This window comes from Vibrio sp. 1402 (assembly GCF_033340275.1).
In genome coordinates this window covers 454,300-467,405 of sequence record NZ_JAWOWE010000002.1, presented here as the reverse complement: position 1 = coordinate 467,405, position 13,106 = coordinate 454,300, and the positions used below count along the sequence as shown (strand labels likewise).

The 13,106-nt window shown below is 43.1% G+C and carries 11 protein-coding genes and 1 riboswitch; of the genes, 6 read left to right on the top strand and 5 right to left on the bottom strand.

Features of this window, described 5'->3' with window-relative positions; genetic code table 11:
- Positions 1–117: 117 nt before the first annotated feature.
- The 3 genes from R7044_RS05570 to R7044_RS05560 all read right to left on the bottom strand — a co-directional run bounded on the left by R7044_RS05570 (position 118) and on the right by R7044_RS05560 (position 4,595).
- Positions 118–1,776, bottom strand: a complete 1,659-nt coding sequence (locus R7044_RS05570; RefSeq protein WP_005377772.1) for a BCCT family transporter — start codon at positions 1,774–1,776, stop codon at positions 118–120.
- Between the two features lie 192 nt (positions 1,777–1,968).
- On the bottom strand, positions 1,969–2,715 hold the full coding sequence (locus R7044_RS05565; protein ID WP_017820938.1) for a 3'-5' exonuclease: 747 nt from the start codon (positions 2,713–2,715) through the stop codon (positions 1,969–1,971).
- Positions 2,715–4,595 carry a DUF294 nucleotidyltransferase-like domain-containing protein gene (locus R7044_RS05560; protein WP_005377775.1) on the bottom strand — a complete coding sequence of 627 codons (1,881 nt, stop codon included), beginning with the start codon at positions 4,593–4,595 and terminating at the stop codon, positions 2,715–2,717. Before R7044_RS05560 ends, R7044_RS05565 begins: the two co-directional genes overlap by 1 nt.
- A gap of 438 nt (positions 4,596–5,033) precedes the next feature.
- Here R7044_RS05560 and proV point away from each other — a divergent pair, with 438 nt between their 5' ends.
- The 6 genes from proV to R7044_RS05530 all read left to right on the top strand — a co-directional run bounded on the left by proV (position 5,034) and on the right by R7044_RS05530 (position 11,449).
- Complete coding sequence (gene proV, locus R7044_RS05555; RefSeq protein WP_005377777.1) at positions 5,034–6,221, top strand: glycine betaine/L-proline ABC transporter ATP-binding protein ProV; 1,188 nt, start codon at positions 5,034–5,036, stop codon at positions 6,219–6,221.
- A gap of 4 nt (positions 6,222–6,225) precedes the next feature.
- The gene (gene proW / locus R7044_RS05550) at positions 6,226–7,311 is read left to right on the top strand and encodes a glycine betaine/L-proline ABC transporter permease ProW (RefSeq protein WP_225455401.1); all 1,086 of its coding nucleotides are present in this window, start codon (positions 6,226–6,228) and stop codon (positions 7,309–7,311) included.
- Positions 7,304–8,311: a glycine betaine/L-proline ABC transporter substrate-binding protein ProX gene (proX, locus tag R7044_RS05545; protein ID WP_005385703.1), complete on the top strand. Its 1,008-nt coding sequence runs from the start codon at positions 7,304–7,306 to the stop codon at positions 8,309–8,311. Before proW ends, proX begins: the two co-directional genes overlap by 8 nt.
- 193 nt (positions 8,312–8,504) lie before the next feature.
- Positions 8,505–10,454 (top strand): LTA synthase family protein, encoded by a 1,950-nt coding sequence (locus R7044_RS05540; RefSeq protein ID WP_005385705.1) that lies wholly within the window; start codon positions 8,505–8,507, stop codon positions 10,452–10,454.
- 146 nt (positions 10,455–10,600) lie between these two features.
- The gene (locus R7044_RS05535; protein ID WP_005385707.1) at positions 10,601–10,966 is read left to right on the top strand and encodes a VOC family protein; all 366 of its coding nucleotides are present in this window, start codon (positions 10,601–10,603) and stop codon (positions 10,964–10,966) included.
- A gap of 99 nt (positions 10,967–11,065) precedes the next feature.
- Positions 11,066–11,449, top strand: a complete 384-nt coding sequence (locus tag R7044_RS05530; protein WP_005377782.1) for a hypothetical protein — start codon at positions 11,066–11,068, stop codon at positions 11,447–11,449.
- 89 nt (positions 11,450–11,538) lie between these two features.
- Here the strand turns inward: R7044_RS05530 and R7044_RS05525 are convergent, their stop codons facing one another.
- Both R7044_RS05525 and R7044_RS05520 read right to left on the bottom strand, forming a co-directional pair.
- A complete protein-coding gene (locus R7044_RS05525) occupies positions 11,539–12,273 on the bottom strand; it encodes a chromosome partitioning protein ParA (RefSeq protein WP_031780983.1) in 735 nt (244 codons plus the stop codon).
- Between the two features lie 31 nt (positions 12,274–12,304).
- Positions 12,305–12,463: a hypothetical protein gene (locus R7044_RS05520; RefSeq protein WP_005377784.1), complete on the bottom strand. Its 159-nt coding sequence runs from the start codon at positions 12,461–12,463 to the stop codon at positions 12,305–12,307.
- Between the two features lie 527 nt (positions 12,464–12,990).
- Positions 12,991–13,090: riboswitch (glycine riboswitch) on the top strand.
- The last annotated feature ends 16 nt before the right edge of the window (positions 13,091–13,106 follow it).

Here is a 13,106-nt window from a genome sequence, read left to right as displayed (position 1 = left end):
CAACCAGAATAAGACCGTTTTCCATGCTGTTCATTTCTCAGAGAAAAATAGAAATCCAAAAAAAAGCGGCATGCTTTCGCATACCGCTTTTATCAATAATTTAACTGCTGATACTAGTTATTTTGATTTCTTAGAAACCGCCTTTGGACGAGGTTCATCCATCAAACCTTTTATCAAAGATACCGTTGCAACAAGTAAAACAATAGTAAACGGTAAACCAGTCGTCACCGCCATTGCTTGAGCAGCAGCTAGACCACCACCCAACATCAATGCAATCGCAACCAAACCTTCAAACGTACACCAGAACACGCGTTGTGGCGTTGGTGCATCGACCTTACCGCCCGCAGCAATAGTATCAATAACCAGTGATCCTGAGTCAGAAGAGGTAATGAAGAACACCACGACTAAGATAATGCCGACAAAAGATGTTATCTCAGCCAATGGCATAACATCTAACATGGCAAAAAGTTTTAAAGGTAGTTCTGCGTTAAACACCGCCTCGTAGCCATCATTAACGTATTGGCTAATTGCGTTACCGCCAAAAGCCGTCATCCATAACACACAAACTGAAGATGGGATAAGAATAACGCAAATAATAAACTCACGAACTGAACGACCGCGAGACACACGTGCGATGAACATACCCACAAATGGTGACCAAGAAATCCACCACGCCCAGTAAAACGCCGTCCAGCCTTGAGAGTAATTCACATCCTCTCGTCCAAATGGCATAGATAAGGCAGGGATATTAGCCACATAGGAAACGATGTTCTCGAAGAAACCAGTTAAAATCGCAATCGTCGGGCCAACAACAATAACAAATAGCAATAGCAGCGCTGCAAGACCCATGTTGATTTCAGATAAGATTTTCACGCCCTTATCGAGTCCAGCCACAACAGAGATTAAAGCGAGCGCAGTAATACCAATAATCAATATAACCTGCGTGGTATTGGTCATTGGGACATCAAACAGGAAGTTCAAACCCGTTGCGGCTTGAGACGCACCGTAGCCTAGCGATGTTGCTAAACCAAAAACCGTCGCTACCACTGCAAGAATATCGATAATATGACCAGTCCAACCCCATACACGCTCACCAAACAAAGGGTAAAAAATTGAGCGCATGGTGAGTGGCAAACCTTTGTTAAATGAAAAGATAGCCAGTCCAAGAGCCAAGAGCGCGTATATTGACCACGGATGAAGTGCCCAGTGGTAAATCGTCGCAGCCATCCCTAATGCCGAAGCTGCAGTTGCATCGCCCTCTGCACCACCTAGCGGTGCCCAGTCAGTACGTACACCATTCTCAACGCTCACGCCACCAATCGCAGAACTAAAATGGGACATCGGTTCTGATACACCGAAGAATACGAGACCAATGCCCATACCTGCAGCAAATAGCATTGCCAACCATCCGGCATAGGAGTAATCCGGTGTTGCTTCAGTACCACCGATTCGCACACGGCCCAATGGTGTGAAGATCAATCCGACACAGACAATGACAAAAATATTACCTGAAGCGAGAAAAAACCAGTCTAAATTGTGTAACAAACCCGCTCGTAGGTCTGCAAAAAACGGCTCTACCTGTTCTCGGAATAATAGTGTTATCACAACAAACATGACGATTGCTAAGCCAGAAATTGCAAAAACACGGTTGTGAATATCAAGGCCAAATGGGCCTACCTTTAGCGCAACGTTATCCTGACCAATTTGATAGTCAGTATCTATTGCGTTTACTTTTCCATCGGGGCGTTGAATGCCACCGTTATTATCGGTGCTCACGGATAATCTCCTTAAAAATACGTGACCAAGTTTAAATTACTTTCGTCGGAGTTCGAGTAATGAAACGTCTTCATCACTACCAAGCACATGTTCATAAAACATTGTTCTTATAAGCGGTTACTCAATCCGCCATCATAATCTTAAAGCCCCCTATCTCTCATTGCATTTTATTGTTTTCACCATAAATAACGCCTATTGCCAAACCGAAGATATTGGCATGTTTCGATTAAAGTGATACTGCAGTTGTGCTTGAAACAGCTCCGCAGTTGCTAACGCATCCGTCAGGGCATGGTGAGGTTGATAAGCAGGGAGGCCATATCTTTCACGAGCGTGCCCTAATCGTACAGAACCGGGTTTCTTGCCTTTCAACTTATTGATAAAACCTCTGCATTCACGGCGTTGTATCGCATACTCAATATCTAACGTATCAACAACAGGAAACTGTATCCCCTCTCCGATGCTATTTAGCAAGGCGTTATTAAAGAACTGCCTTTCAATGTTCTTGTAGTGAACAAGTACCACTTTGCCTGACAACGCATCCAATATTTCACCCAAGATCTGAGACAGCTGCGGCGCGTTTTTAACCTCAGAGTCAGTGATACCGTGAATAATGACAGACTCGTGGTTTAACTCTCTGTTTGGGTTAACGACCCAATGAGCAGAACCATTACATTGAACACGATCAATAGTGAACGGCACAAGTCCGATCGTGAGAATGACATCCTCTTCCGAGTTCAATCCTGTTGTCTCAAAGTCTACCGAGACAAATGGCACTTGTTCAATTGGTGTTTCCCCATTAACCATCGGTGTCGAATAGTAGCGTTTGAGCCTCTCGTCTTTCGCTTCTTTAGCTAGTTGTTTGAACAACATTGACCACTCTGGCGTCTGGGATGTATCCAACAACGGCTGTTCTTTTTCTACTTTTTTTGAGAACCACATTATTTGCTACTTCTCTGGTATCGAAACTTAATGAAGTTCTGAGCGTTACTTAGAATTTGAAATGCTGCTTTTAAGTTTCGACGTTCAAATTCAGACATGTTCTCCGGCTCAATATTGTTGTCTGGCTCTTCTCCATTTTCTATATCAAGGGCTTGGTGACGAATTCGAACCATGTAGATTAGCTCCATCGCATCCCTTAAATCCAAACCTCGACCTTTCGGTAAAATGCCAGCATCATTAATGTCATCTAAACGGTCGAAAGAGTTTTGCGATCGCGAACCGATTGCCAGAGAATGCACCCGTATTAAATCGGCCAACGGAGCCGTCCCCCTTCGCTTCAAGTTAATCGAGTTGCGATGACGACCATCTTTCTCCATCACAAAGTCTTTGAAAAAGCCCAGTGGAGGCGTCCTACGTATTGCGTTATACGCCATACAAGCAAGAAAGCGGTTATTTCTTTTCGCTCGTCTCACAATAAAGCTGCTTAATTGCTCCGCCCATTTCACTCGCCCATGCACACCGAGGAGATCAAAAAAGATATTACTATTTAACAATCTCTCAGGGGTTGGATTGTCTATCCAGTTTCCAAAGCATTCTTCCCATTCTGCACGAGTTTTTCGCCATTCTGGGTTGGTAGCCATAATGTCTCCAGTACAATAAGCATAGCCGCATGCCGCTAAACCATCACAAACAAATTTAGCAAACTTTTCAAAGTACTCTCCGTGAATCTCAACGTCATAACTGTTATCGAGAATAAGGGCGTTATCTTGATCCGTTACAATTAGCTGCTCATCCCTCGCCATTGAACCCATTGCGACTAAACAATAAGGAATGGGCGCTGGGCCGAACTCTTGCTCAGCTAATTCAGCGAGGCGTTGTTTGAAACTACTGCCTATAACCGACATGGCTCGACCAATCATGTGCGCGTTGGCATCTTCATTGACCATTCTTACGAAACAGTCTTTTACTTGTTCAGAAACCTGCTTGAGATCCTCGACACTGGTTTGCTGAAAAATAGAGCTCACTAGCAATAGGCTGTTCTGAGATTCGTAACGAACGATGTCCGTCATGCCAATAATTCCTATCGGCTTTTTATCTTTTAAAATTGGTAAATGATGCACGTTGTAACGCAACATGGTTAACATGGCCTCAAACACATAGGCGTTATAATCCAATGAAACCACGTCATAACTCATGACCTCACTCACTGGAATATTGGTATCAATACCTTGAGCTAGTACGCGAATGCAAAGATCGCGATCAGTCAATATTCCAAGCAGCTGTTCATCATCTTCTTCTGTGAGCTCCTCTGTCGGGCGAATAATGAGCAGAGAGGTGACATTTTCCTCTGCCATTAGTATCGCAGCTTCCTGAATTGAAGCCGTTGCCTCCAGAGTTACTGGATCTCTTGCTAAGATTTTACGTGCCTTAGCGGTGGTAAAGTCATTGCTTTCGGAGCGGCTAGATATTGCGCTTCGCAAACGCGCGCTATCTTCCAGTTCCATGTAGTCCGCAAAGTTTTCAAACTCATCACAAAGTTCATTGAAGATGTTTTCCGGAATACAGTAAACGAGAGTGTCTTCTATCGCTTTGGCTGGCATACGTACGCGGTTGTTCATCAACAACCCCATCTGACCAAACAGTCCACCAGCATCAATCCTGTTGTAAAGTTCACCTTTACGTCGATAAATCTCTACCGCCCCACTTCTCACCATATACAAGTCGCGGATCGTATCTCCGAAGTTAAGAATTTTTGTTCCTTGCCGAAAGTATGCAACCTCGGCATTGAGAGCAATTTTTCTAAGCTGCTCTTCAGGTAGGTCATCAAAAGGTGGGTACTGGCTAATGAAATTGAGCACTTCTAACTGTTCGGCTTCCATTTTTTATTCCATACGTTGCCTAAACTACAGCGATAAATATCACCCTGAGTGAAATCAAGCAATAAATAAATCTAAGGATAACAGTACCTAACCGATTTCACAGGACCAAGCCTTAACCAAAAATTAGAGCTCTAACCTTTTTATATGTAGAGTTCTAAGCTATCACAGCTTATATCTATGCAAGCGAGTTGAGTTGAAATGTACAAAAAAATTCAAAATAAATTCAACCCTACGTCAGGGCAACGTTATGGCGGATAAAAACACATCACAAGCAATTGTTTTAAATATAAAAAATAAGAATTGAACATACCTTGCTCAACGAATTCTCTATGCACGGCAGAACTAGTTAACCAACCCCCTTTCGTTGAAAGTTGAACTAAAATTAATTAGAGTACAAATCGTTAAACAGTTATAAACACACGAAAAAGGACAGATAACATGGATCCCATACTGGAAGTTAAGGGACTGTATAAAGTGTTTGGAGAAGACCCAGAGAGAGCCTTCTCGCTTATCGACAAAGGCGTCGATAAAGACGGTATTTTTGAACAGACAGGTTTAACAGTCGGCGTAAACGATGTATCTCTCACCATAAATGAAGGGGAAATTTTCGTAATCATGGGCCTTTCTGGCTCCGGGAAATCCACCCTTGTTCGACTTCTTAACCGGCTCATTGAGCCGACTAAAGGTAGTGTTTATCTCAAAGGAAGAGATATCGCCCACATCTCCGAAAATGAACTTCGAGAAGTTCGTCGTAACAATATCTCAATGGTGTTTCAAAGTTTCGCACTCATGCCACACATGACGGTGATTGAAAATGCCGCCTTTGGTTTAGAACTTGCCGGCATCGACGTTAATGAGCGTCAGAAAAGTGCCCTTTCCGCCTTAGAAAGAGTGGGTTTAGACCCTTATGCAGAATCTTTCCCTGACGAATTATCCGGTGGTATGAAACAGCGCGTTGGTTTAGCGAGAGCGTTAGCCTGTGACCCTGACATCCTATTAATGGACGAGGCGTTTTCCGCTTTAGACCCATTGATCCGTTCTGAGATGCAAGATGAGCTTATTCGTCTACAGAACGATGACAAACGCACAATTGTCTTCATTTCTCATGATTTGGATGAAGCAATGCGCATTGGCGACCGTATCGCCATCATGCAAAACGGTGAGGTTGTTCAGGTTGGTACACCTGATGAAATATTACACAGTCCAGCAAATGATTATGTCGAAGCCTTTTTCCGCGGCGTAAACATCGCAAGTGTCTTGACAGCAAAAGATATCGCGCGCAAGAAGCCAGCGGCTGTTTTTAAGAAATCGGAAAATGACGGTCCAGGCTCTGCGATGCAGATTCTGATGGATCACGACCGTGATTACGGCATTGTCGTCGATAAATCTAGCCGATATTCCGGCATCGTATCCCTTGATTCACTACGTTTGGCTCATAAAGAAAACCGTTCGTTAGCCAGTGCTCAATTACCGGATGAAGTTACTCTTCAGCCTGATCAGTCAATTAATGACATTTTGGGTCTGGTTGCTGGTGTTCCTTATGCCGTGCCTGTCGTAGATGAGAAAGGAACTTACTTTGGTGTCGTGACTAAATCACGTCTTCTACAAACACTAGATAAGGATTAACACGATGTCTTCAGAGCAAACTAACAATGATCCCTGGTCAAATACTGCTCCTGCGCAAGATGATCCTTGGTCGCAAGGTACAGAGGCCGCGCCAAGTAATGATTGGCTCAACTCAGAAACTGTAGAGCAAGAGCCATTCGATATTATGAACCCATTCCAAGATGCGGTTTTACCCCTCGATAGCTGGGTAGAATCCGGTTTGAACTGGCTGGTGGAACATGGTCGACCTGTTTTCCAAGCAATACGAGTTCCAATCGACTTTATTCTAACGTCGTTTGAAACTGCTTTGGTGTCTACACCTGCGCCTATAATGGTACTCATTTTATTTTTGCTAGCGTGGCAGTTTTCCAATGTAAAACTTGGTTTTTCTACTCTTGTATCCCTTGTTTTCATCGGCCTAATTGGTGCGTGGTCACAAGCGATGACAACGCTAGCTCTGGTGTTAACCGCCGTTTTCTTCTGTTTGCTTATAGGGCTACCAATGGGGATATGGTTGGCAAGGAGCCAAACCGCTGCCAAATTTGTTAGGCCAATATTAGATGCAATGCAAACGACTCCCGCGTTCGTTTACCTTGTGCCAATTGTTATGTTGTTTGGTATTGGTAACGTTCCTGGCGTAGTAGTAACGATCATTTTCGCCCTGCCTCCCGTTGTGCGCCTGACTATTTTGGGTATTCAGCAAGTACCTGAAGAGCTTATCGAAGCTGGCCACTCTTTCGGGGCAAACAAAAAACAGATGCTTTATCGCATCCAGTTACCGTTGGCGTTACCAACTATCATGGCAGGTGTAAACCAAACCTTAATGCTGTCACTTTCTATGGTAGTGATTGCTTCAATGATTGCTGTTGGCGGCTTAGGCCAAATGGTGCTTCGTGGTATTGGCCGACTTGATATGGGTCTTGCTGCCGTTGGTGGCTTAGGCATCGTTATTCTTGCGATTTTGTTAGACCGTATCACCCAGGTGTTAGGGGTTAATGCGGGCAACACTAAACTTCGCTGGTATCACACAGGTCCTGTTTCATACCTATTAAAACTGAAAACAAAGACGAACCAAGACGATCTAAAACTTAGGAGAAACATCAATGAATAATTCATGGAAGAAAGCGCTCTCTGTTGGAGCTCTAAGTACTATCGCATTTTCAACTTATGGTGTGGCAAGTGAACTACCGGGTGAAGGTGTCACTGTTCAGCCTGTTCAATCAACCGTTGCAGAAGAAACATTTCAAACGTTGATCGTAAACCGCGCACTTGAAGAGCTTGGTTACGATGTTAAACCGACCAAAGAAGTGGACTACAACGTAGGCTACACCTCTATTGCTAAAGGTGATGCTACTTTCTTAGCGGTTGGTTGGTTCCCTCTTCACGCCGATAAGTACACGATGTCTGGCGGTGATGATAAGTTCTTCCGTAAAGGCCAATACGTAAGTGGTGCTGCGCAAGGTTATTTGATCGATAAGAAAACCGCGGAAAAATATAACATCACTAACATTGGTCAGTTAAAAGATCCAAAATTGGCGAAGCTATTCGATGCAAACGGCGATGGCAAAGCGGACTTAACTGGTTGTAACCCAGGTTGGGGTTGTGAAATGGTTGTTGAGCATCAGTTGGATGCTTTCAAACTTCGTGACACAGTAACACACAACCAAGGTAACTACGCGGCGATTATCGCTGATACAATCTCACGTTACAAAAAAGGCGATCCGATTCTTTACTACACTTGGACACCGTACTGGGTAAGTGGCGTTTTAGTTCCGGGGAAAGATGTTGTGTGGTTAGAAGTGCCATTCTCTTCACTTCCTGGTGAGCGTAAGGACATTGATACAACACTAGAGAACGGTAAGAACTACGGCTTCGAGATGAACTCTATGCGCATCGTTGCCAATAAAGAGTTTACAGAAAACAACCCTGCTGCTGCAAAGCTGTTTGAAATCATCAAACTAAATATCAATGATGTTAGTGCTCAGAATATGATGATGAGCCAAGGTAAGAACAGCTCAGCGGACATCGAGTCTCATGTAAATGGCTGGATCAAAGCGAACCAGAAAAAGTTCGACGCATGGGTCGAAGAAGCGAAGAAAGCCGCAATGTAATCATGCCTTTATCAACCTCTAGAGCCAGTTGGTGTTATCAACTGGCTCTTTTTTACACAAACGCCCCTCCCCCTTACATAGACATACCAACACTTACACTACTCGACCATAAACCCACATTATAATTCACGTTTATTTCACGCTTGCTTTGCTAAAAACAACACAACATAACAATTAAACTATTCGAATAAATATGAAAAACTTATCAAAGAGCTCTGTGTGGGGGCCTTTGCAGCCAATTGCTGCCTTTTCTTTGTTTTCGCTTCTATTTCTGTCTATCTCAAGAGTTTTGCTAGCTTTTTGGCAGATTGACCGTATTGACTCTCTAAACGACTTAATTTATATCCTAGGTCAAGGTTTGCGCGTAGATATTGCAACGCTTTGCTGGTTATTTATTCTTCCAGCACTGTTTTCAACCTTCATGCCATTAACCGGTAAGATGGGAGAGTGTTGGAAGCGAATATTACGCATATGGATGGTTTTAGGGCTTTGGGTGCTTGTATACATGGAGCTCGCAACAGCGCCATTCATTCAGGAATACGACCTACGTCCAAACCGCCTGTTTGTGGAATACTTAATCTACCCAAAAGAAGTCTTGAGTATGCTCTGGACTGGCTACAAATTAGAACTGTTTATTGGTGCGTTAGGTACAGTTTTAACCATCACTTTAGGTTGGAAGTGGAGTAAGAAACTGACCGATAAGGCGCAGCAGGTCAACTGGAAATGGCGACCACTATTGGCACTTTTCGTTGTTCTTTTTGGGGTTGCAGGTGCTCGCTCATCTTTAGGTCACCGCCCGCTAAATCCTGCTATGGTCGCCTTTTCTAACGATCCACTGCTTAACGACTTAGCACTGAACTCATCTTACTCATTGTTGTTTGCGGTTAATAGCATGAAGTCAGAAAAGAGCGCGGAGCAGTTCTACGGAAAAATGGACACTCAAAAGATGTTGGAATTAGTTCGCACTTCATCAACAAAGTCCGACTTCACCCCTTCATTACTCCCAACCATGAACAGTAACCCCGCGACTTACCAGGGTAAACATAAAAACTTAGTGATTTTGCTACAAGAAAGCTTAGGCGCCCAATTTGTCGGTGCTTTGGGTGGTTTGCCTCTAACACCAAACCTTGATGAACTCATGAAGGAAGGTTGGCAGTTCACACAAATGTACGCCACTGGTACTCGTTCTGTTCGTGGAATTGAAGCCGTAACCACGGGCTTTCCTCCATCTCCCTCTCGCGCGGTAGTGAAGCTGAGTAAAAGCCAAACGGGTTTCTTTACCATCGCGGACTTACTGAAAGCTCAAGGCTATCACACGCAATTTATTTACGGCGGTGAAGCCAACTTTGACAACATGAAAACTTTCTTCTTTGGTAACGGTTTTGATCAAATAGTAGAAGAAGATGATTATAACAACCCAAGCTTTGTTGGCTCTTGGGGTGTTAGTGATGAAGATCTATATAACAAAGCAAACGAAGAGTTTGAACGCCTTTCAAAAAGCGACAAACCTTTCTTTAGCTTAGTTTTTACGTCAAGTAATCATAGCCCTTATGAGTATCCGAAAGGCAAAATTGAGCCATACGATTCAGAACATATGACGCGTAACAACGCCGTAAAATATTCCGATTACGCTTTGGGCACTTTCTTTGAAAAGGCGAAAAAGTCATCTTATTGGGATGATACCATTTTCATTGTAATTGCAGATCATGATGCACGTGTTTCTGGCGCTAACCTTGTTCCGGTTAAGCACTTTCACATTCCAGCATTGATCCTTGGTAAAGGCATTCAACCACGTAAAGATGACCGCATAGCAAACAACATCGACATGCCGCCTACACTGTTATCTCTAATTGGGGTAGATGCTAAAACACCGATGATTGGTCGTGATTTAACGAAGCCACTAGCTCGCGAAGATGAGCGCGCAATGATGCAATACGACAAAAACTTTGGTTATTTAACGCGCGACAATCTCGTTGTGCTTTCCCCTGGTGAAAAGGTATCGACCCTGACGTACGACTTTAAAGACCAAACCATGAAGCCGCTAGAGGTGGACGAGTCTATTATCGAGCGTGCAAAAGCAAACGCATTATTTGCATCTAAAGCGTATCAAAACAACTGGTATTCTTCCAAACACACTCATTAATACCAATGATTCCGCTGATAAAAAGGAGCTAAACGGCTCCTTTTTCTTATTCTGTCACTTACCTTCGAGAATGTTCTACTGACAACTCCTGTCGTTCCTTTCCGTTAGATTGCCCCTACTATTTCTAATTGATTAAGGAACAAACCATGCTGACTATCAATTCATTCGTTCTCTACGTTGAGGACATCCACATAAGCCAAGTTTTTTATTCGAAACTGTTCGAACGCAAAGTCACGCTGTTGTCTCCAACCTTCGCCGCTATTCCACTGACCGAAGGCTTAACGTTGACACTCAAGCAAAGAGATAATCTTTCGCCCCACAGCGGAATTAGAGGTGGTGGCACCGAGCTGTCTTTATCAGTGCCCAACAGGCATACGTTAGAGCGCATTTACAAGCGCTGGAAAGACCTAGGTGTTGAGTTTGTTCAACCACCAGCGACATCAGTGTATGGGTTAAATTTTATGGCTATCGATCCAGATAAGCATCGCATTCGTGTTTTCATAAATGAATAAAAATGCGTTAAAAATGCTTTTTACCCATTCCCAATGTGACTTCAATAAATTAGACTCAAGGAAACATTAAAAGCGGCGTAGTAATAAGAAGGAATGCCCATGAGCTCAAGTATGATCCTTAGCGAATCCCTAATCGAGAGCGGAAGAGATATCCCCCTCAAAGAACTGCTTTATGCAAAGCGCGTGCTGGATAACTACATGGCAGTAGCCAAAGAAAGTAGCCCGCTTGAGCTATTAACTGAGATGAAATCGGCAGCAAAGCAAGTAGAATACTTTACAACGACGAGTAACCCGTGTGAGGCTCGTAATGTCATCAGTCAGATGATTGATAAAATCGACACCGCGGAATCTTTTGCTTCGTTCAAAGCATTAGCAGGTAAGCCATCTCAAGCACTCAATGAACTAATTGAAGATCGAGCTCAGCTGATTAAACACGAACGAGAGCTCCTGCTCGCCTCAGGCTATGACGCCTCACGAATCTAATATACGAGCAGCCTTAAAGTCATAGCTAACAACGAAAAAGGAGCTCTTAAAGAGCTCCTTTTGCTTTTCAAAAATCGGATACAAAAGACTTAAAGGCCGATATCTTCCGTTATTGCTTTGATTTGTTTGAGGTCCATTTTATAGACTTCAATCATTTGATCGACCTGACTTAGTCGTGAATTAGCTTCGTCATGTTTATCACACGCGTCCGACTTCACGTCCCAAGATTTGCCTTCTAAAAATACGTCACACTCTTTCTTGAGTTTCTCAATCTTAGGTAATAATTTCGACCGTTCTTTCTCGAGAGACTCTAATTCTTGCGAAATTTTTAGCTCTTTCTGGAATACTTCGCGGGACCGCTCAAACATAGTCGCTTGCATATCCGCTTGACGACTCAACTTCTCATTTTCTGACTTCGTCGTGTTGATCTTATCTGCCTGCTGCTTCAATTGAGACTCTAGTGACAAGTTAACCTTCTCGACCTCAGTCAATTGCTTTTGCAACTTCTTAAGTGCTTTCTGATGAGCTTCATCTTTCGCGGCGAGTAACTCACTAACTTGGTTTTGTATCTCTTGGTCAAGCGCCTCTTCACGCACTTTTACTTGAGATGCCAACTGGGTTTTATCTTGCGTTAGTGCTTGATACTTTTCTTCTAATACGTGGTAAGTCGATTCCCACTTGTTCGCAGTGACAACCGCTCCAACAAGGCCACCAAATGCCAAGCCTAACACCGCAGCGATTGCGATATAGATATGCGTACGTTTGTCACGCTCTTCAATGACAACTACGTCGTCTTGCTCTTCCATTTTGTTCTGAGAACTCACCGTATACTACTCCAAGGACTCTTTTACTTTGCTAGCGGATCAATTCCGCAAACATAATTGATGCTGTATAAATCAGAAATGCGCCAATTAATGTTATAACGGTCGCTTTTTGGACTTTTTCATTGGTTCGATAACGAAACAGCACAAATGCTACTGCAATCAACACCGCAATGGCTAATAATCTGGTCATACCGCCTCCTTGTCCACTCATGAAAAACTGCCTAGGTCCGTAGACTGTTTCACAAAGGTTCATTGTAACCCATTTATACGTACCATAAGGTCAACTTAGCGTAGATTTTAAAATAAGTGCTCCGATTTTAATCAATTTTGTGTCCTTAATTGAATAACTTATGTCGTAACAATCGAAACACATTTATCGTTCTGAAGTGTTTTGGGGTTCCATTCCCTAACCCAATAAATTTTATTTATGCCGTGACTCGCACAAAAAGATTGGCAAACATACCTTCATGAAAATTGATGAGGTTATTTCATTAAAAATAAATTGACATAGGGTGTTGAAATAGACCAAAAACATGATAGAGTTCACACGTTAATGATGACCAGCATCATTAACTAACCTTTACTCATTTAATTGAGTAATTGTTCCGATGAAGACTGCAGGAGAGTGGTTATTAATCAAATTTTAACATTTGATTAGCATAACTCGCCGAAGAATTAACTATTTCAGGTGCTACCTAGGTAGCGGGGACTGTAGTTGGAGGAACCTCTGGAGAGAACCGTTAAATCGGTCGCCGAAGGAGCAAGTCTTGCACTCACGCAAGGTGAAACTCTCAGGCAAAAGGACAGAGGAGTGGAAAGTTACAACCTAACTA

What these genes read in the sequence shown, in the direction of transcription:
- R7044_RS05565 (WP_017820938.1), bottom strand. Translation starts at nt 2,715, where the DNA reads ATGTGGTTCTCAAAAAAAGTAGAAAAAGAACAGCCGTTGTTGGATACA.
- R7044_RS05560 (WP_005377775.1), bottom strand. Translation starts at nt 4,595, where the DNA reads ATGGAAGCCGAACAGTTAGAAGTGCTCAATTTCATTAGCCAGTACCCA.
- proV (WP_005377777.1), top strand. Translation starts at nt 5,034, where the DNA reads ATGGATCCCATACTGGAAGTTAAGGGACTGTATAAAGTGTTTGGAGAA.
- proW (WP_225455401.1), top strand. Translation starts at nt 6,226, where the DNA reads ATGTCTTCAGAGCAAACTAACAATGATCCCTGGTCAAATACTGCTCCT.
- proX (WP_005385703.1), top strand. Translation starts at nt 7,304, where the DNA reads ATGAATAATTCATGGAAGAAAGCGCTCTCTGTTGGAGCTCTAAGTACT.
- R7044_RS05540 (WP_005385705.1), top strand. Translation starts at nt 8,505, where the DNA reads ATGAAAAACTTATCAAAGAGCTCTGTGTGGGGGCCTTTGCAGCCAATT.
- R7044_RS05535 (WP_005385707.1), top strand. Translation starts at nt 10,601, where the DNA reads ATGCTGACTATCAATTCATTCGTTCTCTACGTTGAGGACATCCACATA.
- R7044_RS05530 (WP_005377782.1), top strand. Translation starts at nt 11,066, where the DNA reads ATGAGCTCAAGTATGATCCTTAGCGAATCCCTAATCGAGAGCGGAAGA.
- R7044_RS05520 (WP_005377784.1), bottom strand. Translation starts at nt 12,463, where the DNA reads ATGACCAGATTATTAGCCATTGCGGTGTTGATTGCAGTAGCATTTGTG.